Source organism: bacterium (assembly GCA_035454885.1).
In the GTDB taxonomy this organism is placed as follows: Bacteria; UBA10199; UBA10199; order JACPAL01.
Map to the genome: position 1 here is coordinate 32,061 of DATIGE010000075.1, position 25,819 is coordinate 57,879.

The window sequence follows — 25,819 nt, forward strand, 5'->3', positions numbered from 1 at the left end:
CGCTCCATCGAGAGACGGGCCCCCCTATTACATCCGCAACCGTCCGGCCTACTCACGCCGCTATCTGAGCGTCGCCAGCGGGAAGTCGGTCTGGTAGGTCGGTACGGTCGATCCCCAGACCTTTGCTTCAAATTCGGGGGCAAGTCCAGTCGCCGTGTTGCCGGGTGTCTTCAAGTGCACGCCCGCCTTCTTCGCGATGAAGGCGTAGGTCCCCTGGAGCATCCGGAGCTCATAACCAGCGTTGTGGATCCCCAAGCTCTCGCCGATGACGATCATGTTGTGATTCCAGATCGCCCGCTTGAGCCAGTTCGGCGCCTGGAGGAAGTTGCAGGTGCGGTAACCCAGATTGGCCTTGCTGGTGGTATCGATGAAGATCGGCTTGGTGATCAGACCGTAAGCTCCGGCGGCATCGCAGTCCTTGCCGCCCTTGGGCATCGCATCCGTGGCGCCTAGGTATCCGACGCTTGAGACATTGATGGTTCCGTCCCACTTGGCGTAAGTGCCTGTTCTTACATACGCCGTCGTACATTTTTTTGTCACTCCATCGCAGATCCCTGTCACGCCAGTGACCGACGTTCCGCAATCCGCATCCACCTTACAGGCACCGAGGGAAAATGTATCCGTGTAGTTCGGAACGACGGCATTGACCGCGCCGTTCACGCTGGCGAACTGAATGATGCCGGTGAGGTTGATCAGCAACCCCTTCTCCTCGTCCTGGATCCCCTCCTGAACGCCATCGCCGTCGTAGTCCCCGCGGGCCAGGCGATTGTAACTCGTCAGCTTCGGCCCGTGGCAGGGCTGGCAGGCGTTCTTGACGTTCTGGATTTCCTGCAATTCCGGCGCGCTCGTCGTCGGTGTCATGTGGAAGGCATGGCCGCCGACCAGTCCGGATCCCTCTTCGGTCTCCTCGGGGGTCTCGGCCATGTGGCAGGTGACGCACTTGTTGCTCTGGGTTTCTCCGGGTTTTATGAAGAGGTCTCCGGAGTGATAAGAGTTCGTCGTTGCATCGACCACGATATCCTCGGTGCCGTCCGCGTCGACATCCGTAAAGCCCAGCTTCCCTTGAAGGATGCCGGCCTGTGCCACATCGTGGAAGCCGTTGCCCACGTAGTTCGTCGCCGTCTTATCCCAGGTATCGCACGTCTGACCGAAGTCACCGGTGTAGTCTTCGATACACCGGCTCTCGAGATACTCCCGGCTCCCGACGTGGCATTCGAAACAGATGGCGGCCTTTCCGGCGTTGACGGTCTCCTTGGCGCCGTCCACGAACAACGCCCCTCCCTGGCCGTCCGCCACGGCTCCGGCGATCATCGCCGGCTTCATGAAGGTGATCTCGCCCTCCACGCGGAGGTGGTCGTCATTGGTCGCATCGTGGGGATCGTGGCAGGCCAAACACGTCACCGATGGATACGCCTTGTTGTGCGTCGACGCGGTCAACGAGATATCCCCGCCGGCCGCGATGGCGGCGGGCAGGTTGTCGACGCCGCCGTTTTCGAGATAGGTCAGGAAGCCCTCGGTGGTGTGGCACTTGGAGCAGGCCTTTTCGACCGGCCAGTCGTAGTTGACGTGTCCGCTCGTTTCGTTGTGCTTCGAGACGTTCCACTGATCCTCTTGATGGTGACACTGGCCGCAGGTTCCCGCGTCTTCGGATCGGCCGATCCCGACGGGATCGCCGCTGAAGTGCCGGCTCCCCGGACCGTGACAGTTTTCACACTGAACGTTCGCGAGCTTGGCGACGGACGGATGACTCCCGACGAAATCCGCGTAGCTCAAGCCTCCGCCGGCCGGGAAGGCGAATCCCTCGGCGGCCATCAGGTCATCAAAGCCGTCGTTGTCCGCATCCAGGTTGAATCCGACCGTATGATACTGAACGTCCGGGACGAGTCCGTCATAGCCCGGCAGACTGAGTTCGAAGATATGGGCGTGCCTCGTGCCGTCCCACTCCCCGACGAGGTCTCCGTAGCCCTTGCCAGACTTGTCGGTCGTCCCGTGGCATTCCCCGCACTCGGGCCTCAAGGGCGTCCCGCCCGTGATCGTGCCGACGCCGGCATACGTGCCGACGTTGATGACGATGGTCCCCGGCGTGTAGGTCACTGGGATGACGGCGTCCGTGTTCTTATACGAACCCAGGGTGGGTGGGGTCTTCGCATAGACGAGGGCAGTCCCGGCGAGCGGGGGTACTTTGCTCGTATCCAGCGTCGGACAATCCGTATTGACCGGGCAGTAGGTGACCCGATACACGCCCGGGAGGTCAGGAACGAAATTCGGCATCTGGGCCGTCGACGTCAACGACCCGCTGTCCGTAAAGACCGCCGCCGAGCCCGGGGCGTCGGTCAGGTCCAACGTCCATTTCCAGCCCGTGTACTTGATTGAATTGGAGATTTGCGTCGCCCCCGACAGATAGATCTTCTGACCCAGCGGGGCGTTCGGAAGTCCGCTCTGGGTATGAATCCATTCCCCCGCATCCTCGACATCGATCGCGACCGACGCCGCTGGCACGCCGTCGAGCGTCAAACGGAAGACCATCGTGGTGTCGTCGCGCGAGATGGGCAGGATCTGCCATTTCATCTTGTCGCTCCGATTTTGGAGGTCCGACATGAGAGGGGCCGTGAAGCTCAGCACGGCCGATGAGGGATCCCCGATCGTCACGGGAGGTCCGGAGACCTGTTCCCACAGGTAGGTTGTGGCCGGGATGTCTTTCAAAGTCAGGCCGGAGACCTCGCTCGTTGCGGCGGATAACATGGCGCAAGAAGCCCCCAAGTCGACGACGTACAAGGTCTCTCCCAGACGGGTCTCCTCCCGGATGCAGGATCCCTCCGGGATGGTGAAATTCGCGGAGACGCTCACCGCGTTTATGACCACATCGTCGTTTAAGGCGGGATCGCCGTTGATCGTCAGCCTCGCCGTGTAGGCGCCGACCACATCGGGGGTGAAGCTGGGTGAGACCGTCGTGTCGTCGGAAAGGGCCGCCGCGGACCCGCTGGGTTTGCTTTCAAGGATCCATTGGTAGGACGTCACGCCGGTCGACGCCGATCCGTCGAGGGTCACCAAGGTCTTGTTGAGGACTGTCTGGTCCGGACCCGCGTTGGCGACGCCCGTTTCGCCGCCGCCTCCGCCGCCTCCACCGCCGCCGCCTCCCCCTCCCGCGTCCGTCTTCGCGCCCCCGCACCCTCCAAGGACCGTCAGTCCGGAGAGCGCCGGGATCGAGAGGGCTCCCCAAATAGCCAAGACAATCCCGAACCTTAACGTCACTCTTGATATCTTCATAGAGCCTCCCCGTGGGTGTCTAAAACTGTGTACTTATACAGTTTATCATCTCGTCAAAATCAACAATGCCATCCGTCACCCTTGAATATGATCTTGATCATGCACACCCAGCCCCCTCGCTATTGCGTGTGGCAGACCGTGCACATCATTCCGTTGTCCGGATGCCGGAGTGGGGTGTGGCAGCTCCGGCAATCGGCGCTCGGCCCGTGCAGGGCGTTGGTCGGCCGCTTGGGAGTCTTCTCATGCGTCGGCGTCGACCGGTGGCACACGTTGCATGCCTGAGCCCCCACGGACTCTACGGGGAAATGGCACGTCAGACAATGCTCGTTCGTGGGGCTCCCCCACCCCGCCGTGTGGCTCTGAGGCTCGGTCCGGGAATGGCATCGCTCGCAAAAATCGGGCCCCTTGTGACAGACGGCGCACTGGCTCCGGTCCAATCCCACCATTCCGCCATGGCCCTTGAGCCTCCAAAATTCGTTATGATTCTCAGGGGGTTCCTGCTGGTGGCACTTCACGCACTGGGATTCCTGGTGGCAGAGGTAGCAAACCCCCTGATTCCGGAAACCGTACTTCTTCCAGAGGAAACTCCCGTGCTCCTTGGTCCAGTTGGCGTCATGGCTCTTGGGCCTCGTCTTGGTGGTGCGGCCATCGTGGCAGTCCGAGCACTTCGTGTCCGCGTCGATGTCCTTATGATCCGCGGCCCACGGGGCGACGAGGTCCTTCGAGACGTCCCCCCATGTGATGTCCCGGTTGCATTGCTTGTTCGCCATCAGCAACGGCATCAGCAACAGCAATCCGAGGAGCGGTCTTGTCTTCAGAAATCCCATACGAGCCTAACCCTCCCGGAGTGAAACCCGTTGATCCTGTTCTTCTCGAATTCGTAACCCGCCTTCAGCTTAAGATCCTTGCGGATGCGCCCCTCGATTTCTCCGAAATATGTGCGCACGTCGCTGGATTCATCGCCCGTGAAGAGATTGAAGCGGTACAAGTAGAAGGCCGTCCCCGCGCCGACCACCAACCTCTTTTTCATGAATTCCTGGTTAACCGAAAATGAGAGCCCGAAATAGTTGTTTTTCAGCGTATTGTCACGCCCGCGGTAATAATCGGCCGTGAGCGTCGACGACAGGCCCTTGGCGAGGAAGCCCCGCGTCGTGAACGAACCGTAGGCCTTCGCGAAACCATGATTGAACGCGCTGGCGACCTGGTTGTGATCCAGGAGGCGCATCCCTCCGCCGACGACGAGGCCGAATTTCTTGCCGAAGCCCTTGTAGATCTGGGCCATCGCCTCCGTATACGGCTGGTAGGTCCCGGCGAACGAGAAGGGATCCAGTTCGTTCACGCGAAAATCATAGGCCTCGAGGAGGCGGTGGGCGGTCACCGTCAGCTTCAAGTCCTGCTTGGGGAAAGAGGTCGACGATCCGAAGTCCAGGTCGCGAAGCTGGTCGGTGAAAGCGGTCACACGGCTGTACAACTCCCAGTTGGGCGTGATGTTGAGCCAGGCGGCGCCCCCGAAGAGGGTATCATCGAGGTTGCCCTGAAAGATCCGGAACGCGGAGACCTTGTCCCTCAGGTGAACCCCGCTGAACCGGAACCGCAGGCGGGCGATCGGCGTCCACTGGAGGGCCCCTCCCGCCGTCCAGTCGCCGGGGTCGAAGCCGAACTGGTTTTCATACAAATGGACCGGAACGCCCCCGAAGGCGGAGACGACGAATCCCGCGTAGGGCTTGGTCTCCACCGAAAGCCCGTCGAAATGAAGCCCCTCCAACTCATAGAGATGCTGCCGGCCGGCGCGGATGTTGCTGAAGAGGCCGACCTTGTTGACGTCCAGGTATCCGTAATAGAAGCGGCCGATCGCGTGGCTGCCGAAGGTGTCGTAGATGCTGCGGTACGGACTGCCGGAATCCTGCTTGTTCAGATCGACGATCACGCCCCCCTGGATCGAGCCTGAAAATCGGTTGATGACCGGATCGCCGAAATTGAGGGTGACGAGGGTCTCGGCCAGGTGGTCGCTGAACGCCCCCGTGGTCTTCCAGTGGTAATCCTGCATGATCCAGCCGCTGATATGAAAGGGGGTCTTCGCCTCGGCCGTGCTTCCCGCACCGAGCAGGGCCGCGAGCAAGACCAGCGCCGTGACGACCGGTTTCGTAAGGCCCGACGCCCCTCCTCCCCCGCTCTTGGCCGGATGCTCCTTGATCGCCCTGCCGTAGTGCACGTCCCCCCTCTCGATGGGGAGAGCCGCCTTCATCAAGAGCGTAAAGGAAAGAAAACCAAAGGCCCAGATGCCGGCGCAGACCCTGACTTCCACCCAGGACGGGGTGTATTCGATGATATCGCCCAGGGGGCTCGGCACGAAACCGGGAACCACCATCCCCATGCCTTTTTCGATCCAAATGCCGACGACGGCGAAGACGGACGCGATCTGGATGAGGCGATCGTGACTGCTGAGCTTGTGGCTCGCAAAGATAATGGTCGCCACCAGATTCAACCCGATGGACAGCCACGTATAAGGAACGAGCATGTGCTTTCCCTTCAAGCCAAAAAATAGGTATCGGGCGGAGGCGGATTCCAGGGCCCCGGTATAAAATTCCTTAAAGACCTCGCTTGCAAAGAGAAAGAGGTTGAGGATGAGGGCGAGCGCAACGATGCGTATGAGCACACGAATCACCGTCCTTGGGACCTCGAAGAGATCCCGCCATTCAATGATGTAGAGGACGAGGAGCATGAGCGAGGGACCGGCGATGAACGACGAGGTCAAGAATCGAGGGGCCATGACGGCCGAGTTCCAATACTGCCGGCTTCCCAGACCGCTGAAGAGAAAGGCCGTCACCGGAATGGCGGCCCAAAAGATCGAAAGGTAGATCAAAGGCTTGAAGAACATGCCCCTGGGTTCTTCCTTTATATATTTTTGGTAGAGGAGATAAAAGGGAATATAGAGCGCCAGGAGCAAGTAGCCGGACAGCAGGAGGACGTCCCACGACAGGATCGACATCGGCCAGTTCACGCGTCCCACCCCGGGCATGAGATGCCAGAACCGGTCGGGCCTGCCGATATCCACGACCACGAAGAGCATGCCCATGCTCACCGCGCACACCGCAAAAAGCTCCCCGATGATGGTGATCTGCTTGACCAGTTCGATCCGGTAAAAATAGGCGGGGATCATCAGCAGGATCGCCGAGGCCGCGACCCCGACGATGTAGGTGAAATTTGCGATATAGGCCCCCCAAGCGACTTGGTCGGAGAGATTGGAGACGATCAACCCGTGCTTGACCTGTTCGGCGTAGGCGAAGCCGCCCATGATGACGATCGCCGTCAAGACAACGAGCCAGATCCAATAGAGCGCACTCCCCTTGAGGGCCTGCGCGACCATCTCCTTCCAAAACCGGAAATACGTTTTCATAGGCACGCTCAATCAATCAAAGAAGTAATAGAATTGAGGATCCGTCCCCACTTCCTCCTTCAGGACAAAGACGCGTTTCGAGCTCAGGATGTTCCGGACCTCGCTGTTCGGGTCCTTGAGGTTGCCGAACTTTCTCGCACCCGTCGGGCAGGCCTCCAAGCACGCCGGATATTTCCCGACGCGCGTGCGGTGCAGGCAAAACGTGCACTTCTCCATCACCCCTTTGGGACGAATGCGGTTCGACAGGTACGACTGGTTGGGGTTGATCTCGTCCGCCGGGATGGACGGCTCGGTGAAATTGAAATGCCGTGCTTCGTAAGGGCAGGCCGCCTGACAGTAGCGGCAACCGATGCACCAGTTGTAGTCGATGACGACGATGCCGTCCGCTTCCTTCCAAGTCGCCTCCACGGGGCAGGCCTTGACGCAGGGCGGATTGCGGCACTGATGACACTGGACCGGAAGATAATATTTGTCTTTTTGAGGAACCAAATCCGGATTGTAGTAACGGTCGGATTTGTTCAGATCGAAGCTCCCGGCCTCCATCTCCAAGACCGTGATGTATTGAATAGCCGGGTCGCGCGATTGGTTGTTTTCCTTCACGCAAGCCTCGACGCACTTTCGGTTCCCGTTGCACTTGGAGAGGTTGAGAAAGTAGGCGAATTCGACGCCCGGGATCGGCTGCGGGTCCGCAATCGTGACGTCGACGCCGTGCTTCTCCTTCGTCTCCTTTTCGAGCCGCCGGAAGACGCGTTCCTTGTCCTCGGGGGTCAGCTCCTTGTAGTGCTTCTGGAAGAACTCGGCGAACGAGAAGGCCTCGGCGGGCTTCGGAGAGGCGATGACCGCGGCGCCGGCGACCGTGCCCGCCGCCTTGAGAAACGTCCGGCGCGAGAGCCGTTTCCCGAAAAAGCGGTCCACCAAGGCATGGATCCTCTTTTTCGACCTCTCGAGATTCACGATTTCGGAATTCCCGTGTTCGGGCCGGCTCAGTTTCTTGAAGAAACGCCCGATCAATTCACGCAATGTTTTCGCCGACTTCTCGCGATCGGCCGATGAGATCGATGGGTTCATCGGGCGCCTCCTTCCCCTCGGGACATCCAGGACGGCTTCGGGGGCGGCGGCAGGGGCTTCATCGGTTTGAAGGCGGTATCGTGGGAATTGTGGCACTGGACGCAAAGCTCGATCTTCCCCTCTCCGTTCCAAAGTCCGCTCCGGCGTCCGTGGATATGGGCTTTCCAATCCCGCAATTGGGGGCCGTGGCACTGTCCGCACAATCGATGCGATTCATTGAATCCGATCGTCTCGCCCGTATAGAGCCTGAGCTGGTTGTACTGTCCCGGGTTGTGGCAGTTATGGCACCACCAGGTCGGATCCATCTCCACGCGCTGCGTGGGATGGATGGACTTGATGTTGAGATGCTCTTGGGTCAGAGTTCTCTTCTCGGTGTTGAAATCCTCAGGGGCGGAGTGACATTCGTCACACGGATACATTTCAAGCTGAGTGGTTCGTTTGTCGACCTTGTCCAAACCCTCATCGGCATGGGCGGCGACGTTCCCCCACGCCCCGAAGCAAAAGAACATGGCGGCAGCGGAGCTTGCGATCCAGAATCGTTTTGCACACGCGCGTCGCATGAACCCTTTCCCATCGAGTCACCGGTTCGAAACGATCAAGACCGCCGTCCCGTCGCTCGCGCCGCGCGACCCTGGAGGCCGCGCGGCGCGCCGCGACAAGACTCTACTTCCCCTGCAGGAACTGAATCAGAGTTTTCAAATCCTCAGGGGAACCGGTAAACGCCTTCTTGTGTTTCACGTCTTTACCCTCGCGAGTGATTGTCCCTTCCTTCTTGAGGAACTTCTCCAGGACAGCCACGTCGGTGCATTCAGGCCCGAGTTTTGACAGGTCGGGCGGCGTGACCTTTTCCGCCGCTTCGCCCGCCTCCTCGCCTGAATCCCCTCCGGACGCCGGCAATTTCTCGATGCCTTCGGATTTTATCGTATGGCACTTGTTGCACTTGTTATCGAGAAAGAGCTTCTTGCCGGCGGGGTTGCCGGCCGCCATGCCGGAACGAACCGGCAGCAGCAGCGCGCAGGCCAAGACCAGTGCGAACAGCGATACGACCACGGTGCTCTTTTTCATCTTTCCTCTCCTTATGAATGTTAAAGACCCAGGAACATTTCCTACCTTGAATATCCTCCTTTCTCGTCGGCTGTTAATGATGAAGATCAGCCATCCGTATGTTGCATATCATCGCGATTTTCCACAATACCAAATTATTTCAAGGACTTCCATTCAGCTGACGGTCCAAGTCTCCCCGGCGGTCAGCACCTTCATCAGATCGCCCTCTCCGAGAGCCTGCCTCGCCTTCGTAACCTGGGCGTGGATCATCTGATCCAGCGTCGGATTTTCCTTTTGATAGAAGATCCCGATCGGCGTCGGAAACTCCGGAGGATCCATTCCGGAGAGGAGAAAGGTGTAATTGAGATTCGGCCGGCGGGAGTCATGGACGAGGAGATCCGATTCGACGGCGCCGTCGCCCAGCGTCACTACCTCGGGTGAAAGTTCGCGGAGCCGGATGCCCCGGTTCCTTTCCCTGCCGAAGAGGAGGGGCTTCCCCTGCTCGAGTTGGAGAACGTGGTCGGGGCGCGTCAGGCGGTCGGACAGCTCCTTGTACGCGTCGTCGTTGAAGATCACGCAATTCTGAAGAATTTCGACGAAGGCGCTCCCGCGGTGCCTCCCCGCCTGCTCGATGACCATCCCCATGTGGGCCGGGTCGCTGGCGAGCGTCCGGGCGATGAAGGTCGCTCCTGCGCCGGCGGCGAAAGAGATCGGGTTCAACGGATAGTCCACGGAGCCGAACGGCGTCGACTTCGTCTTCTTTCCGAATTCGGACGTGGGGGAATACTGCCCCTTCGTCAGCCCGTAGATGCGGTTGTTGAACAGGAGGATCTTCAAATCCGCGTTCTTGCGCAGGGCGTGGAGGGAATGATTCCCTCCGATCGAAAGGGCGTCGCCGTCCCCGGTCACCACCCAGACGCTCAGATCCGGGTTGGCGACCTTGACACCGGTGGCGATCGCCGGCGCGCGTCCGTGGATCGTGTGGAACCCGAATGCGTTCACGTAGTACGGCATCCGGGAGGAACAGCCGATCCCCGAAACGATCACGTAATTTTCGCGCCGGAAACCGAGATCCGCCATCACCTTCTGGACCTGGGCGAGGATCGCGTAATCGCCGCAGCCGGGGCACCACCGGACCTCCTGGCTGGAAACGAAATCCTTCCGCGTCAGCTTCGGCGCGCTTTCTGCCTTGCCTTCCACGATGAAGTCTCCTTGTCGTCCATGATTTTCTGGATCCCCTCGACGATGTCGCGGATCTTGAATGGCTGTCCCTGAACCTTCGGCAGGCTGACGGCGTCCACCAGGTACTCCGCCTTCAGCAGGCGCGAGAGCTGGCCGAGATTCAATTCCGGAACGATGACCGTCCCGAACCGAGAGAGGATGTCTCCCAAATTTTTCGGAAACGGATTCAGATAACGGATGTGGATGCTGGAGACGGAGAGCCCCTTCTTGCGCATCTTCTCCACGGCGGAGGTGATCGCGCCGTAGGTCCCTCCCCAGCCGACGACGAGGATCTCGCCCTCCGGGTCTCCGAAAATCTCCTGCGCGGGGATGTCCTCGGCGATGCGGGCGATCTTCTCCGCCCTGAGTTTCATCATGAATTCGTGGTTCGCCGGGTCGTAGCTGACGGTCCCCTGGATATTCTGTTTTTCCAGGCCCCCGATCCGGTGCTCAAGCCCCGGAGTCCCCGGAATCGCCCACGGCCGCGAAAGGGTCTTTTCGTCCCGCGAATAGGGGAAAAAGGTCGCCGGGTCGGTCGGATGCCTGACCTCGATCCGGGGAAGCGTCTCGAGTTCAGGGATCCGCCAGGGTTCCGTGCCGTTCCCGAGGTAGCTGTCCGAAAGATAGATGACCGGCGTCATGAACTTGACCGCGATGCGGAAGGCCTCGATCGCCATGTGGAAGCAATCCCCCGACGTGGCCGGAGCGATGACGGCCAACGGGCATTCGGAATGCCGGCCGAACATCGCCTGCATGAGGTCCGATTGTTCCGTCTTGGTGGGAAGACCCGTCGACGGTCCGCCCCGTTGGACGTCCACGATCACGAGCGGGAGCTCGGTCATGACCGCGAGCCCGATTGCCTCCGCCTTGAGCGATAGCCCGGGTCCGCTCGTTCCGGTCAAACCCAGAAGGCCCGCAAAGGACGCCCCGATCGCCGCCCCGATCGCCGCGATCTCGTCCTCCGCCTGGAGCGTCAGGACACCGAAGTTCTTATGCCGGGAGAGTTCGTGAAGGATGTCGGAGGCGGGCGTGATCGGATAGCTCCCGTAAAAGAGCGGGGTCCCGGCCAACTTTGACGCCGCGACGAATCCCAGGGCCGCCGCCTCGTTGCCGGTGATGTTGCGGTAGAGCCCGGGGGCGATCTTTGCCGGCGCGACCCGGTAGTGCTTCTTGATGACGTCGGCGGTCTCGCCGTAACTGTAGCCGGCCTTCAGGGCCGTTTCGTTGGCAAGGGCAATCGCCGGCTTCTTGCCGAATTTCTCGTGGATCCATCCGACCGTCACGTCCATCGGGCGCTGATACAGCCAAAACATGAGCCCCAAGGCGTAGAAATTACGGCAACGATCCATCTCCTTCTTGGAAATCCCGCAATCCTTGAGCGCGCTCACCGTCAGCGTCGTGATCGGGATCCTGTAGACGAGGTAGCGCGAGAGGCTCGCGTCTTCGAGGGGATTGGAGGCGTAACCGGCCTTCGCAAGGTTCTGCTCGTTGAAGGCGTCCTCGTTGATGATGAGAATCCCCCCCTCCGCCACGTCCTTGAGGTTGGTCTTGAGGGCGGCGGGATTCATCGCCACGAGCACGTTGGGGGAGTCGCCCGGCGTCCGGACGTCGCGGGAGGAAAAATTGATCTGAAAGGCGGAAACTCCGGCGAGACTGCCCGCGGGGGCCCGGATCTCCGAGGGGTAATCCGGAAGAGTCGCGATATCGTTGCCCAAGACCGCCGTGGTGCTGGTGAATTGCGAACCCGTCAGCTGCATCCCGTCGCCCGAATCCCCCGCAAACCGGATGACGACGTCCTGCAGTTCCTCGACCTCTTTTTTCATGCCAGGCTCCCCTCCGGGAGACTATTTCTCCTCTTGGACGCGGAATGGTGTATGACGCGGCGCTCCGCGCCCCTATGATCTGCGCTGGCTCGCCGGGTGATCTTCGTCATCCGGCCGGCGGCCGTCAGCGATCCCTCTCCGATTCCAGGATGGCTATGTGCTCCCTCTCCTCCGCGGCCAACTCCTCATAGAGTAGACGCTCGGCGCCCTCCGGAAGGGTCTTGGATTTTTCCAAGAAAAAATTGAGAGTTCTCATCTCCAGGGTGATCGCGCAGTTGTAAAGGGACCGGAGGTCCCCGGTCTCCGAGAAGAAGCGGAGATCGTCGAAAAACGGCCGGGGGATCGGGCCTTTCGCGTCCAGGAACCCCTCCTCGTCCACGTGGAGGTGATACTTTTCGTTCAGCTCCTGGGCGTGCTCCTTCTCCATGCGGGACATGTTTTCGAAAAAGTCGCTGACCTGGGGATCGTCGACAGCCTCCGCGAGGTGGTGATAGAAATGAACGGCTTCGACCTCGATTTGGAAGGCCTGCTGCAAGGCGAGCAGCCGTTCCTCCACGGCCGATTCCTTGCCCTCGATTCGCGTCAGATCGCCGCCGCAAAGGCATTTTCCAAAGGGAATCGCGAAGCCGCGGGTCCTCTTCCGGCAGCGGTTGCACCGCCACTGAAACTCGATCCCCGCGCAACAGATGTAGTCTTCGTCAACCGGCTGATGACACTTGGGGCACTGCGACGCCATCCTTCACCTCCTCCTTGGCGAGTCCGAGATACTTGAGGATCCCGCGCGCGGCGCGGCGGCCCGCCCCGAGCGCCAGGATCACCGTCGCCGATCCCGTGACGATGTCTCCGCCCGCGAACACGCCGGGCATCGAGGTCATTTGGGTTTCCGGGTCCACTTCGAGATAGCCCCACTTGTTGGTCTTCAGCCCCGGCGTGCTCCGGCTGATGATCGGGTTGGTCACCGTCCCCAGGCCGTACACCACGGTGTCCGCCTTGAACCGGAATTCGGATCCCGGAACGGGACGCGGCGACCGTCGTCCGCTCTCGTCCGGTTCCCCCAGTTCCATCCGCACGCATTCCATCTCGACGACGCTGCCCTTCTCGTCGCCAAGCAGGCGGACCGGATTGGTCAGCCAGCGGAACACGATCCCCTCTTCGGTCGCGTGCCGCAACTCCTCCACGCGGGCGGGCGACTCCTTCTCCGTCCTGCGGTAAACGATGGACACCTCCTCCGCTCCCATGCGCAGAGCCGTCCGGGCCGTATCGAGGGCCGTGTTGCCGGCGCCGATTACTGCCACGTGTGTTCCCATCCCGACCGGCGTATCGGCCCGCTGAAACCCGTCCATGAGATTCACCCGGGTCAGGAACTCGTTGGCGCTCATGACGCCGTTCAAGTGCTCCCCGGGGATTCCCATGAATTTCGGCAGTCCCGCGCCCGTGCCGATGAAGACCGCGTCGTAGCCCTTTTCCGCCAGCAATTGCTCGATGGAGAAGATCTTGCCGATCACCTTGTTAAACTCGATATGGACCCCCATGCGGAGAAGGGCCTCGATCTCCTCCTGGATCACCGCGCGCGAAAGCCGGAACGGGGGAATGCCGTAGGAGAGGACGCCGCCCGCCTCGTGTAGCGCCTCGAATATCGTCACCTCGAATCCGGCCCGCGCCAGATCGTGGGCGCAGGCGATGCCCGCCGGACCCGATCCGACGATCGCGGCTTTTTTGCCGATCCGCGCGATCGTCTCCCTCTCCTTCAAGCCGTTTTGGATCGCCCAGTCGCCGACGAACCGCTCGAGGTGCCCGATGGCGACCGGATCTCCTTTCCGGCCGACGACGCACTTCTCCTCGCACTGAATCTCCTGGGGACAGACGCGCCCGCAGACGGCGGGGAGGGGATTGGAGGCGCGCAGAACCTGATAGGCCCCCGGCATGTCTCCCTCGCCGATCTTCTTGATGAATTGGGGGATGTCGATCGCGACGGGGCAACCCTGAACGCAGAGCGGCTTCTTGCAGAAGAGGCACCGGTCGGCCTCCAGCTTCGCCATGTCGGGATCGTAGCCGCAGTTGACCTCTTCGAAGTTGCTCCGCCTTTCCTGCGGAGGAAGCTCCTGCATCTTGACGCGGTCGACCCGGATCTTCTTGCCGCGCGGCTCGCTCAAGCGAGAACCCCCTTCTTTTTCAGGCGGCACTCCGACCGGTATTTTTCGAGGGACGCGTGCTCCTCCGTCCGAAACCTGTTTTGGCGGATCTTCATCTCCTTGAAATCGACCTTGTGGGCGTCCATGTCGGGCCCGTCCACGCAGGCGAAGAGGACCCTTCCGTCGACGGTGACGCGGCAGGAGCCGCACATGCCGATGCCGTCGACCATGATCGAGTTCATGGAGGCGAAGGTCGGGATCTTTTTCGGGCGCGTCGCCTCCGCGACCGCCTCCATCATCCCCAGGGGACCGACCGTGAAGACTTCGTCGATCACCGCCTCGCCCGCCACGACCCGCCTCAAGGCGTCGACGGTCGTCCCCTTTTCCCCGGCGGAACCGTCCTCCGTCATCAGAATCAGCCGGTCGCTGAATTCCTGAAAACGATCCTTCCAGAAGATTTCCTGGGTGTTGCGGAACCCGATGACCGTCGTGGTCCGGTTTCCGGCCTCCTTGAAGGCCCTCAAGACCGGATAGACCGGCGCGACGCCCAGCCCCCCGCCGACCAGGACGACGTGTCCCCTTTTTTCAACGTGGGTCGGAGAGCCCAGCGGGCCGATGAAATCGAGGAATTCCCGGCCTTCGGCGTAGGTCGACATCTCCTCGGTGGTCTTGCCGACGACCTTGACCACCATGGTGACCGTTCCTCCGGTCCGGTCGAAGTCGGCGACGGTGAGGGGGATCCTCTCTCCCCCCTCGTGCAGCCGGACCATCACGAATTGCCCCGGCCGGGCGGCCCGCGCCACGTCCGGCGCCCGAACCTCCCACAGGAACGTGGTCGGCGCGAAGACCTCCTTATGGACGATGGGGAACACGTCAGGACCTCATTTCCAGGGGGACGAAATCCCGCTTGCCCGCGCCGGTGTAGATCTGCCTCGGCCGCGCGATCTTTTGCTCGGGATCCAGAAGCATTTCCTCCCATTGCGCGAGCCACCCCGTCGTCCGCGCGATCGCGAAGAGGACCGGGAAGATTTCCACGGGGAATCCCATCGCCTGGTAGATGAGCCCCGAATAGAAGTCGACGTTGGGATAGAGCTTCCTCTTGATGAAATACTCGTCCTCGAGGGCGATTTTTTCCAACTCCAAGGCGATGTCGAGCAGGGGATTGGTCCCCGTCACATCGAAGACCTCGTGGGCCAGACGCTTGATGATCTTCGCCCGCGGGTCGTAATTCTTGTAGATCCGGTGTCCGAAGCCCATCAGCTTCTTCTCCCCACCCACCACCGCCTTCAGAAACGCGGGGATCTTGTCGCGGGCACCGATCTGCCTGAGCATGACGAGGACCTCTTCGTTGGCGCCCCCGTGCAGGGGGCCGTAGAGCGTGGCGGCCGCGGCCGACGTGGCGGTGAACGGATCGATCCTCGAGCTCCCCACGCAGCGCATGACGTTGGTGCTGGCGTTTTGCTCGTGGTCGGCGTGGAGGATGAAGAGGACGTCGAGGGCCTTTTCGAGGACGCGGTGGGAGACGTATCTCGGCTCGACCATCCGGAACATCATGTTCAGGAAGTTCCCGACGTAGGTCAGATCGTTGTCGGGCTGGACGTAAGGGAGCCCCCGGCTGTGCCGGTAGCTGTAGGCGGCCAGGGTGATGATCTTGCCGATGAGACGAATCTTCTGAAGATGCCTGGATTCGGCGTCTGCGATGTTCTTGGCGTCCTTGTAGAATGTGGAGAGGGCGGCGAGCGTGCTGACCAGGATCCCCATCGGGTGGGCGTCGTAATGAAAGCCGTCCATGAACGTCTTCACGTTCTCATGGACCATCGTGTGCCGCGTGATCTCTTCGGTCCAATCGGCGAGCTGACGCTTCGTGGGCAACTCGCCTTGCAAGATGAGATAGGACACTTCCAGGTAGGTGCTCTGCTCGGCCAGCTGCTCGATCGGATAGCCCCGATACCGGAGGATCCCCTTGTCGCCGTCGATATACGTGATGGCGCTCCGGCACGTGGCCGTATTCAAGAGGGCGGGGTCGTACGTGAAAAGGCCCGGACCGTCGGCTGCGGGCTTCATCTTGGCGAATTCCGTCGCGCGGATCGCCCCGTTCTCGATGGGAATCTCGCAACGAGACCCGTTCCGGGAGTCTTCGACGATGAGCTTGTCTTGCGGCGTCATAGGGGGCCTCCCTTCCTAGGAGTACGTGTAAAAACCCCTCCCCGTCTTCCGTCCCAACCAACCGGCATCGACATATTGCTTCAGGAGGGGACAAGGTTTGAATTTGTCGCCGAACGACGCGTGAAAAACCTCCAGGACCGAGAGAACGGTGTCGAGTCCGACCAGATCCGCCAAGGCCAGGGGACCCATCGGTTGATGGGCCCCGAGCTTCATCGCGGCGTCGATCTCCTCGGCCGTCCCGATGCCCTGATAGAGGGCGCAGATCGCCTCATTGATCATGGGGACCAGGATCCGGTTCACGATGAAACCGGCGGAATCCTTGGAAAGGACGGTCACCTTCCCCATTTTTTCGGCGAGCGCCTTCGTCTGGCGATAGGTCTCGTCCGACGTCTGCAGACCCCGGATGACTTCCACCAGTTCCATCATCGGAACCGGATTCATGAAGTGCATGCCGATCACGCGATCCGGCCGCTTCGTCTTTCCGGCGATCCTCGTGATGGAGATGGACGACGTGTTGGAAGCGAGGCAGACCTCCGGGCGGCAGACGCGATCGAGCTCCTCAAAAACGCCGAACTTGAGCGGTTCGTTTTCCGTCGCGGCCTCGATGATGAAATCGCAGGAAGACAGATCGCCCATGCGGCTGGAGGTCCGGATCCTCCGCAAGACCGCCTGCGGGTCCTGAACCTTGCCCTTTTCCGCCAGTTTCGCGAGGGACTTCTCGATGCCCTTGGACGCCTTTTGGAGGATCTCTTCCTTGAGATCGACCAGAAGGACGTTCAGACCGGCCTGGGCCCCCGCCTGGGCGATCCCGGCGCCCATTTGTCCCGCACCGACGACCCCTAAATTCTGTATGTCTTTAATAAAAACCTCGATTCCGCTTTATAAATCCATTGCCGCACGCCCCGGCGGAAAGCGGTATGACTTCAATCAGGCGGGGGGCTGATCGTTGTCAGCGGCGGGGACGGATCAAGCCGCGACGGACGTCCCGGCGAGGGAATGAGACGAGACGATGAGTTAGACGGAGAAACTATGTCCGCACCCGCAAGAGCCGGACGCGTTCGGGTTCTGCACGACGAAACCCGATCCCCGGAAATCCTCCACCCAGTCGACCGTTGCGCCCTTGAGGTAAGGGAAGCTCACCGGATCGAGCACCACCTTGACGCCGCCGACCTCGGAGATCTGGTCGTCGTCGCGCTGCTCGTCGAAGGTGAATCCGTATTGGAAACCCGAACAGCCGCCGCCCTGAACGTAGACGCGCAGGTGCTTGCCCTCGGCGTCCTTGTTGGTCGTCGCGAAGGCCTTCACCTTTTCCACCGCCTTTTCGGTCAAGTTGATCAGTACCCCCGGCGGGACCTGGGGGATCGTATGCGCGGCTTCGGTGGCGGCTTCCATGGATTTTCTCCTTGTCTGTCTCTGGTTAAACTATAATGATTACGGACCAATTGTGTCAAGCAAGCGCGTTCAAACATGAAAATCCTCGTCACCGGCGCCACGGGATTCGTCGGCTCCCACGTCGTCCGAAAACTCCTCGCCGCGGGTCACACCGTCCGCATCCTCCGCCGGCAAGGCTCGTCGACCAAGATGCTCGAAGGCCTGCCGGTCGAAACGGCGATCGGCGACGTGACGGAACGCGATCCCGTCTTCAAGGCGGTCGACGGCTGCGAGGCGGTCTTTCACGTGGCGGGACACGTCTCCTTCTGGAGCGGCGCGCGGGAGGCCCAAAACAAGATCAACATCGACGGCACCCGGAACGCCGTCGAGGCCTGCCTTCATCACAAGGTCAGGCGCCTGGTCCACACGAGCTCGATCGCTGCGATCGGACACGCGCGCGACGGGGAGATCGGCGACGAGACGATCCCCTACAACTGGTGGCCCTACCGCCTGAACTACAACAACTCAAAGTACCGCGCCGAGGAGGAGGTCCGGCGTGGCATCGAAAAAGAGCTCAACGCCGTCATCGTCAATCCGGCGATCGTCTTCGGGGCCGGCGACGTGAACCTCAACGCCGGCGCCATCGTTTTTCAGGCGGCCCGCGGCCGTCTCAAGGTCGTTCCGCGCGGGGGCGGCTGCACCTGCTCGGTGGAGGACGTGGCCGAGGGGCATGTCCTGGCGTTCGAAAAGGGAAAGACCGGCGAGCGTTACATCCTGGGCGGCGAGAATTACACGTGGAAGGACTTATTCACGATGATCAGCGAGGTGGTCGGCCAACCGCCGCCGAAAATCTCCATTCCGGACTCCGCTCTGAAGGCGTTCGGCTTCTTCTCCGACGCCGTCTCCCGGGTCACCCACAAGGAGCCCGCGGTCACGCCGGAAACGGCCCGTATCACACCCCTGAAGGTCTTTTATTCGTCGGACAAGGCCATCCGCGAGCTGGGATACAAGGTAAGCCCTTTCCGGGACACGATCCGGCAGACCTATGAGTGGTATCTGGCGAACGGCTACATCAAATCGTCGATCTGATTCACGGCACGACTACGAACGTCACGTCGCTCTGCTCCGTCCCCACCTGTTGGCGGATGCCGATCTGATCTCCCGAGTCGCCGTCGATGTTCAAAACAAACCGGCCCGCGTCGTCCGCGGTCGTCGTCGCTTCAAACACCTGGGCGAAGGCGCTGCGGATGAAGAGGTCCTCCCATCGGAACACGACCCCTCCCTTGGTGACGTTGGCGGCGATGACGGTCGCTCCCGGTTCCACGGACCCGACGTCGCCCGTCACCACGATGAGGCCCGTGTCGTCCGGGGGCGTGAGGGAGATGAGCGAGGAAACCGGCGCCGGGATCGAGGCCGGCGGGGCGCTGGCCCCGCTGCTGCAGCCTCCCACGGAGGAGAAACTTGGAATCAAGAAGAGAAAGCCGGCGGCCAGAAGAAACAAGGTTTTAAGAATTTTTTTCATAGTATCCCTTTAGCATAAAATGGAGAAGGGCCCCACCCATTTCTGGGTGGGGCCCCTCCCCTCTCTTCATCGAGTCTAGTACTTTTCGTACATATACGGGTCGTACGGATGATACGGGTCTTGATACGGATTCACCGGGGGCGTCACCTCCGGCACCTCCGGAGTGTTCGTTTCTTCCGGAACGCCCGTGAAGAACGTCTGGTCGAAGATCTCGTGGCTGTTGTTCACGTCGAAGAAGACGTCGAAGAAGCTGTCCACGTACATCTGCTCCTCGAAATCGTGCGGGTTCGCCGGATCGTACTCCTCGTACGGGAACCAGTCCGCCTCGTCGGGGATGTGGTCGCAGTCGGAGTCACCGTCGCCGTCCTCGTCCGGACACGGATCGCAGTGGTAGAAGGTCACGATGATCTTGATCGTGTTCCCGACCCCGACCACCGTGGTCTTGGTCGGATTGTTCGCGTCCGTATCGCCCCAAGAGCCGGTCTCCTCGATCCCGCCGTTCACGGAATCGCCGCCGCCGCCCGGAGTCTCGTTATCGTAGAACTTGACGCCCACCACGTGGCAGTTCTCGCAGCGCGACGGGTCCTTGGCGATCTCAGCGGGCGTGCAGCAGGGGATCTTCGGCTTGGGCCCGCACTTCTTGATCTTGACGACCAGGGTGATGTGATAGGTGCAGCCGTCGGCCACCACCGTCACCTCGATCGTCGCCGTCCCTTCGCTCTCGCCCGTGACCGTCACGTTCGCTTCATTCACATCGACGCCCGCGACCGACGGATCGCTCGAGGTCGCCGTCACGCTGTCCGGGGCAAAGCCGTCCACCAGGGCCAGGAACGTCCGGCTGGATCCCTTGCAGATCGTGGCCGTGTAGGACTTGTAAATATCGCACGCTCCGCCGCCACCACCGCCGCCGCCGGGACCACCACCACCCGGGCCGCCGCCGCCCGGACCACCGCCGCCTGGACCGCCGCCACCCGGACCACCGCCACCGGGTCCGCCTCCGCCTGGACCGCCGCCCCCGCCGATGATCCCCTTCAGATCCAGCGGGACCTTGTCTTGCAGGAGATAATCCTCCGTCTCGCCGACGGCGAATTCGCCCTTCCCTTCCCATCCCTCAGGATAGGCCGCCGGATCGATGGGCGTGTCGGAGAGGGTCATCCGGAGCCAGACCTTGTCGGTCACCGCTCCGGCCGCAAACTCGGGCGTCGTCAGGGTCGCCGTCATTCCCGGGTCCACGTCCACAGGCATGTTCTGGACGATCCATTCCTCGGTCCCTCCCGCGTCCGTCCAGAAGCCGTTCTGGTCGAAGTCGGCGAGCATGTTCACGTAACGGGTCATCTTGGGGGCCGTCGGGGCCACCGAGACGAGGAAGTCGATCGTGTTGCCCACGCCGGGGGCGAGGAAGGGCGTCAGGAGACCGTCGTCTAAGGCGTCGTGGTCGCTCTCGCCCGCGGGCTCGGCGATGTTCCGGATCCCGTCCGGATCGGCCGGATCGAGGGCGTCCTTCTCCGCGGAGACGGAGAGGGTTCCGTCGTCCTTGAAAGGACCGAAGGCGGAATCGGTGATGTCCAGGTGATGCGCCCCGTTGCGGTCAAACCGCGTCGGAAACTCGCACTCGATCCCGGACGGATACTGGCAGGGCAGACGGTCCGGGGCGTCGCCGTAATCGCCGACGGCCGCGGCGGGATCCCCCGCGATGAGGAGCGCTTCCGTGCTGCAGCCCAGGCCTCCCGTGGAGACCAAGGCCGCCGCCGTAGCGAAGAGCAGGGCGGTTTTTTGGATGACGTCGAGCTTCATGATTCCCTCCTATTTTTTGGTTTGAGGAGAGAGAATGCAGAGATCATGCCAAACATTGAACATCTTGAAATTATTCAATAAGTTAAATTATAAACGTCGAAATTATGATAACTATATATCTGTTTTCCATATTCAAACATTCATATTTCTATCTTCCGAAAAATGGATTAGGCTGACGTCCGATGTCCCGAACCATCGACAGACGCTTCAAGGTCATCGGCAGGCTGGGCGAGGGCATGGCCGGCGAGATCCTCCGCGTCCGCTCCGACGAAGGCGAATTCGCGCTCAAACTCTTAAAACCCTTTCCCGATCCGCGCCTCCAAGACGAGGTCGTCCGGTCCTTCAAGTTCGAGTTCGGCTTCTTGAAAGACCTGCGGCACCCGAACGTGGTCGCCATCCACGACTTCGGCTTCGACGAAGACTCGAAACGCTTCTACTTCACGCAGGAGCTCCTCGAGGGAAGGACCATCCGGGACTTTTGCAAAAAGGCCGCGCCGGAGGTGATCGAGGACTTGTTTCTCCAGGCGGCTCGCGGACTCCAGGCCATCCACCGGGCCAGGCTGCTGCACGGCGACCTCAAGGCCGGGAACATCTACGTCATCGAATCCAAGCAAGGCCCTCAAGTGAAATTGATCGACTTGGGCCTGGCCGATCCGCGCTTCCCCTTTGCCGCCGGCACGCCGGCCACGATGGCACCGGAACAGATCCTCAAGGAGCCCGCCGACGAGCGCACCGATCTTTATTCCTTGGGAGTCGTTTTTTACGAGCTCTTCACCGGGCAGAACCCGTTCTTGCGAGACAACGTCCAAGAAACGTACGACGCCCACCTGACCGTCCACCCGCCCAAGGCGACTCTGGTCAACCCCAAGACTCCGGCCTATTTGAACGAGATCTTCGAAACCTTGCTGGCCAAGAACCCGGCGCGCCGCTACCGGAACGCCGCGGCCCTCTTGGAGGCCATGGATCTCGCCAAGCCGCGCACCGGCCCGAAAGGGACAAAACCTTGGCGGCCCGATCGTTGGATCGAGCGCCGCAACCTCCTCGAGTCCTTGGTGGTGGCCGTCTTGCAGGTACGCGCGAATAAGTTCCAGGCGATCTTGGTCGTCGGAGACGCCGGCTCCGGACGGAGCCGTCTCCTTCAAGACCTGAAATACGAGCTGCAGCTGAAGGGGATCCCTTTCGACCGTCCGATCCGTGCCGTCCTACCCGAAGAAGAGGAAAAAGCCGTCCATGAATTCAAGGCCGCGGGGATGGAACCCGCCGTCGTGCGCGTCCCGCCGTTGACCGAGGCCGAACTCGAAAGTTTTCTGGCCGTCATGAGCGGCCACACGGACATCCCCAAGGCCTTCGTCCAGGGCCTGTGGCAAAAGACACGCGGAAATTTGAGCCTCATCGTCTCCATCTTGGAGGGCCTGGCGTCGCAAAACCGTCTCGTCGACGAACAGGGCCGGTGGAACCTCGCCGTCTTCCGCGAGGGCGCCCTGATCGACGCCCTCCCTCTGCAACCCCGCGACGACACGAATCTGGAAGAACTCCTCAAGGCCATCCCGCCCGACGACCTTCCCTCCCGTCTGCACCTGCGCGCCCGCATCCTGGAAAAGGAGGGCTGGCGCCTCATCCGCGAGGGAAAGTTCCCGGACGCGCGCAACCGCCTCGAACGGGCGCTGGCCCTGTTGGAGGAAAGCACGGTTCAGGACCCAGTCCTCTCGATTCACATCCAGAACTTCATCGCCTGGCTCCTCTGCCAAGAGGGAAAGGTCGACGCCGCCATCACCCTCTTCGAAGAACAGCAAAGGCGCTGGGAAGGCCTGAAACCGGACGCCCAAAAACGGATTTTGAACAATGACCTGGGCTACGCCTACCTCTTAAGAGGCGACGCCAAGAAGGCGATCGCGGCGCTGGAGAAGTCACAGAAGTTTTACGATAAGGCCGGCGACGCCAATACGAAGGTCAAGGGCCTCTACAACCTGGCCGAGGCCTGGGCGGAGGCGGGCCATCTGAAGAAGGCGATCGGTTTCTACGAGCAATGCGCCGCCGAGGCGCGGTTCGAGCGGAATTTCGAGATCCTCCTCCGCGCCTACAACGGTCTGGGCAAGACTCACCAGCTCCAGGGCCGTCTGGACGAGGCCATGGTCTCCTACGAAAAGGGCCTCGAACTCGCCCGCTACCTCAAGGACTTCCCGGCCGCCGCGGCCCTGGCGCAAAACATCGGCTCGATCCGGTCCGAGCGCGGCCAATGGGATGACGCGCGCGACCACCTGAACCTCTCGCTCAAGCTCCTGAACCAGATCTCGGCCAAGAACGTCCACGCCCGCTACCTGGAAGGCCGCGCCCTCCTCGAATTGGGCGACGTGGCCCGCAAACAGCGCCGGTTCGAGGAGGCGCGCGGCTACGTGCGCGACGCCCGCAGACTCGCCTTCGGCGAGGAGGCCCTCGCCTCGTTCCGCTTCTGGGTTGTGCTGACCCAGTGCGAGATCGAACGCGACGCTGGCGCCCAGGACAAGCTCAAGGACTTTTTGGCGGATCTCCTTCCCCTGGCCGCGGATGAGGACCAAAAGAAGCGTTGTTTGGAACTCTCGGCGGGCCTCGAAATTTCCTCGGCAATCCCCGCAAAGGAGGCATCGGACATGGCCGATCTTGAAAGAACGCGCAGCCAAATCCTCGAAGAGATCTCGCAGGCCCAAGACGAGCTGGCGGACATCCGCCGCGGAATCGTCGAATCGACGATTGCCCGCCGGTTCGCCGGGATGAAGCTCATCACCCAGAACAAGGAGATGCTGGAAACCTTCCGGCTGGTGGAGCGCGTGAGCGACACGGTCCTGGCCGTCCTCCTTCAAGGGGAATCCGGCACCGGCAAGGAATTGATCGCGCGCTCGCTCCACGAAAATTCCAAGCGCGCTCCAAGGCCCTTCGTCGCGGTCAACTGCGCCGCCCTCCCCGCAAACCTGATCGAAAGCGAGCTCTTCGGCTATAAGGCGGGGGCCTTCACGGGGGCCGTGCGCGACAAGAAGGGTTTGATCGAGGAGGCGAACGGGGGAACCCTGTTCCTGGACGAGATCGCGGACCTCGAACTCGCCCTGCAAGCCAAGCTCCTGCGCGTGTTACAGGAAAAGGTCATCACCCGCGTGGGCGATACGCGGCCGATCGCAGTCGATTTCCGCCTCGTCTCCGCGACGCATAAGACCGTGAGGGACGAGGTCGCCGCCGGCCACTTCCGCCAGGACCTGTATTACCGGGTCTGCGAGATCGAGGTCTCTCTTCCCCCGCTCAGGGACCGCAAGGAGGACATCGTTCTGCTCTCGCGGGAATTCCTCCGGCGGACGCTGAAGGACGACGGAAAGAAGGAGAAGGTCGAGATCGGGCGCGACCTCATGAAGGCCCTGGTGGATTATCCGTGGCCTGGCAACGTGCGGGAGCTGGAGAGCGCCATCCGCGTGGCGGCGGCCCTCCGGAGCGGGCCGGTGGTGAGGTTGAAGGATTTACCGGAGACGTTACGATCGCGGCTGCAAAGTTCCCCTTCCCCCTCGCCCAAATCCATTTTGGGAGAGGGGGTTGGGGGTGAGGGCAAGACCTGGAAACACATCGAGACCCTCGCGATCGCGAAGGCGCTGTTGCGCACCGGGTTCGACGCCAAGAAGACGGCAGCCGCGCTCGGCTGCGCGGCGTCGACGGTGTATCAACGATTGAGGGAGTCCAAGATCAAGGAGAGGGCGGCGGAATTCGAGAGGGCGTCGTGGGATTTTGACGCCTCGGCGACCTTGAAGGAGATCAAGAAGACCGTCTTCACCCGTGAGATCGAGGCAGCAGGAGGCAGCCCTTATCAAGCCGCACGCTCCCTCGGTGTCAGTCCGGCGACGATGTATAAGTGGATGAAATGACCTTCAACGGACCCTTTAGATCCGGACGTAAACGCCGAGCAGGGGACGGCGTGACGGGCGGTCGGAGACGGCGTCGCTGACGAAGCCGCCGGCGGTGCGGAACTCCACGTGGCCGGCCCCCCTTCCCCCGTAAACCAAGACCGCCCCGACGGGGGCGTCGAACGGGTCCGTGACGTCGATCTTTTTGAAACCGAATTTCTTCACCAGTTCCTCGCCGGCCTGCTTTGCGTACCGGGTCGTGGGCCGCTCAAAAATGACCTTCGCCTCCATCATGGCGTTCTTGACGGCCCGCCAGCAAAGGCGCCGGAAGCGCTTGAACGCGCGGGCTTCCGCGATCCGAACCGCAATCAACATCCCTTCATCGTAGGAAGGGATCTCCGTGGAAGTTACCGATTTCGGAATATAAGCGAAAAAAGGACGGAACCTCCCCGTGTCCGCCGGATAGGCGGCGAGAGTGACATAAAGGGAAAATAGAGCGGTGATGAACATCTTTGTCATCGTTGAGCCTCCTTCAAATTCTTGGCAATTTTGACCAACGCCGCGAGAAAGTAGCCGCGCTAGCAGGATTCTTAGATTATCGGCTCGACCGCCCGGAAAGGTTCGTGAAAGAATTCTCTATCTCGCAAAGCCCAATGATTCCAGGCGGGTCAAAGATGATTTCTCTGTCCACAAAAGTGACCACCACGTTCATATTCGTCCGGTTTCCAATGACATTAGAAACGCATCGACGCCGCCGTGTTCAGCCTCGATCTCGCGTAGCACTTGATCGGCCGGGCCTTGCCGGCGGATGCGGCCGGGAGGGATGGGACCGGGAAGGACGACCGCCCCCGGCAGGTCCATGGAGGTGAATTGGTAGACGAAGGGCTCCGGGAGGGCAGCGATGACGAGCCAGCGCCCGTGCGACGATTCGTCGCGGAATGCCTCCCTGGAATAAAACCAGATGCCGCCCTGTGTGCCGTTGGAGCGCCAAAAGTCGTTCGCGTCGCTGACCGCGTTCAAGAACCTCGATCTCCCGAGCATGTCCAGGCGGCGGGAGTGAAGAAAGGGCCAACGTCCCCGGTCGATCTGATGGTCCTGCAGGAGGATGTTCACGCCGATCCAGAGCGCGGCTTTGGACCGGGTCACGCGAACGGATT

General features: G+C 61.3%; 20 protein-coding genes. 2 read left to right on the top strand and 18 right to left on the bottom strand.

All coding sequences use genetic code 11. The annotated features are described in order from the left end of the window. Nucleotides 1–60: 60 nt before the first annotated feature. The 14 genes from VLJ37_12460 to erpA all read right to left on the bottom strand — a co-directional run bounded on the left by VLJ37_12460 (nucleotide 61) and on the right by erpA (nucleotide 17,510). Nucleotides 61–3,267 (bottom strand): hypothetical protein, encoded by a 3,207-nt coding sequence (locus VLJ37_12460; protein ID HSA60483.1) that lies wholly within the window; start codon nucleotides 3,265–3,267, stop codon nucleotides 61–63. A 119-nt stretch (nucleotides 3,268–3,386) separates the two neighbouring features. Beyond that, nucleotides 3,387–4,094, bottom strand: a complete 708-nt coding sequence (locus tag VLJ37_12465) for a hypothetical protein (protein ID HSA60484.1) — start codon at nucleotides 4,092–4,094, stop codon at nucleotides 3,387–3,389. Beyond that, the gene (nrfD, locus tag VLJ37_12470; GenBank protein HSA60485.1) at nucleotides 4,082–6,664 is read right to left on the bottom strand and encodes an NrfD/PsrC family molybdoenzyme membrane anchor subunit; all 2,583 of its coding nucleotides are present in this window, start codon (nucleotides 6,662–6,664) and stop codon (nucleotides 4,082–4,084) included. Before nrfD ends, VLJ37_12465 begins: the two co-directional genes overlap by 13 nt. Before the next feature lie 12 nt (nucleotides 6,665–6,676). Next, a complete protein-coding gene (locus VLJ37_12475; protein ID HSA60486.1) occupies nucleotides 6,677–7,732 on the bottom strand; it encodes a 4Fe-4S dicluster domain-containing protein in 1,056 nt (351 codons plus the stop codon). Next, entirely contained in the window at nucleotides 7,729–8,292 is a 564-nt protein-coding gene (locus VLJ37_12480; GenBank protein ID HSA60487.1) for a cytochrome c3 family protein, read from the bottom strand. The genes VLJ37_12475 and VLJ37_12480 overlap by 4 nt, the downstream gene beginning before the upstream one ends. A 103-nt stretch (nucleotides 8,293–8,395) precedes the next feature. Then, complete coding sequence (locus VLJ37_12485; protein ID HSA60488.1) at nucleotides 8,396–8,797, bottom strand: c-type cytochrome; 402 nt, start codon at nucleotides 8,795–8,797, stop codon at nucleotides 8,396–8,398. 153 nt (nucleotides 8,798–8,950) lie between these two features. Then, on the bottom strand, nucleotides 8,951–9,976 hold the full coding sequence (locus VLJ37_12490; GenBank protein HSA60489.1) for a 2-oxoacid:ferredoxin oxidoreductase subunit beta: 1,026 nt from the start codon (nucleotides 9,974–9,976) through the stop codon (nucleotides 8,951–8,953). Beyond that, a complete protein-coding gene (locus VLJ37_12495) occupies nucleotides 9,943–11,820 on the bottom strand; it encodes a 2-oxoacid:acceptor oxidoreductase subunit alpha (GenBank protein HSA60490.1) in 1,878 nt (625 codons plus the stop codon). The genes VLJ37_12490 and VLJ37_12495 overlap by 34 nt, the downstream gene beginning before the upstream one ends. 124 nt (nucleotides 11,821–11,944) lie before the next feature. Next, nucleotides 11,945–12,556 (bottom strand): ferritin family protein, encoded by a 612-nt coding sequence (locus VLJ37_12500; protein HSA60491.1) that lies wholly within the window; start codon nucleotides 12,554–12,556, stop codon nucleotides 11,945–11,947. Continuing rightward, on the bottom strand, nucleotides 12,519–13,928 hold the full coding sequence (gltA, locus tag VLJ37_12505; protein ID HSA60492.1) for an NADPH-dependent glutamate synthase: 1,410 nt from the start codon (nucleotides 13,926–13,928) through the stop codon (nucleotides 12,519–12,521). Before gltA ends, VLJ37_12500 begins: the two co-directional genes overlap by 38 nt. A 41-nt stretch (nucleotides 13,929–13,969) precedes the next feature. Beyond that, the gene (locus VLJ37_12510) at nucleotides 13,970–14,824 is read right to left on the bottom strand and encodes a sulfide/dihydroorotate dehydrogenase-like FAD/NAD-binding protein (GenBank protein ID HSA60493.1); all 855 of its coding nucleotides are present in this window, start codon (nucleotides 14,822–14,824) and stop codon (nucleotides 13,970–13,972) included. 1 nt (nucleotide 14,825) lies between these two features. Further along, nucleotides 14,826–16,118, bottom strand: a complete 1,293-nt coding sequence (locus VLJ37_12515; protein HSA60494.1) for a citrate synthase — start codon at nucleotides 16,116–16,118, stop codon at nucleotides 14,826–14,828. Nucleotides 16,119–16,133: 15 nt separating this feature from the next. After that, entirely contained in the window at nucleotides 16,134–16,970 is an 837-nt protein-coding gene (locus VLJ37_12520) for a 3-hydroxyacyl-CoA dehydrogenase NAD-binding domain-containing protein (GenBank protein HSA60495.1), read from the bottom strand. A 162-nt stretch (nucleotides 16,971–17,132) separates the two neighbouring features. Continuing rightward, the gene (erpA, locus tag VLJ37_12525; protein HSA60496.1) at nucleotides 17,133–17,510 is read right to left on the bottom strand and encodes an iron-sulfur cluster insertion protein ErpA; all 378 of its coding nucleotides are present in this window, start codon (nucleotides 17,508–17,510) and stop codon (nucleotides 17,133–17,135) included. A gap of 75 nt (nucleotides 17,511–17,585) precedes the next feature. On the opposite strand from erpA, the gene VLJ37_12530 reads away from it, so the two are divergent. After that, a complete protein-coding gene (locus VLJ37_12530) occupies nucleotides 17,586–18,578 on the top strand; it encodes an SDR family oxidoreductase (GenBank protein ID HSA60497.1) in 993 nt (330 codons plus the stop codon). 1 nt (nucleotide 18,579) lies between these two features. On the opposite strand, the gene VLJ37_12535 is transcribed toward VLJ37_12530, so the two are convergent. Next, nucleotides 18,580–19,011 carry a hypothetical protein gene (locus VLJ37_12535; GenBank protein HSA60498.1) on the bottom strand — a complete coding sequence of 144 codons (432 nt, stop codon included), beginning with the start codon at nucleotides 19,009–19,011 and terminating at the stop codon, nucleotides 18,580–18,582. Nucleotides 19,012–19,086: 75 nt separating this feature from the next. After that, nucleotides 19,087–20,805: an Ig-like domain-containing protein gene (locus VLJ37_12540; GenBank protein ID HSA60499.1), complete on the bottom strand. Its 1,719-nt coding sequence runs from the start codon at nucleotides 20,803–20,805 to the stop codon at nucleotides 19,087–19,089. A gap of 182 nt (nucleotides 20,806–20,987) precedes the next feature. Here VLJ37_12540 and VLJ37_12545 point away from each other — a divergent pair, with 182 nt between their 5' ends. Further along, complete coding sequence (locus VLJ37_12545) at nucleotides 20,988–24,683, top strand: sigma 54-interacting transcriptional regulator (protein HSA60500.1); 3,696 nt, start codon at nucleotides 20,988–20,990, stop codon at nucleotides 24,681–24,683. Between the two features lie 15 nt (nucleotides 24,684–24,698). On the opposite strand, the gene VLJ37_12550 is transcribed toward VLJ37_12545, so the two are convergent. Both VLJ37_12550 and VLJ37_12555 read right to left on the bottom strand, forming a co-directional pair. Then, nucleotides 24,699–25,181, bottom strand: a complete 483-nt coding sequence (locus VLJ37_12550; GenBank protein HSA60501.1) for a hypothetical protein — start codon at nucleotides 25,179–25,181, stop codon at nucleotides 24,699–24,701. Between the two features lie 189 nt (nucleotides 25,182–25,370). Next, nucleotides 25,371–25,819 (bottom strand): hypothetical protein (locus tag VLJ37_12555; GenBank protein HSA60502.1); only part of this gene is annotated, 449 nt, incomplete at its 5' end.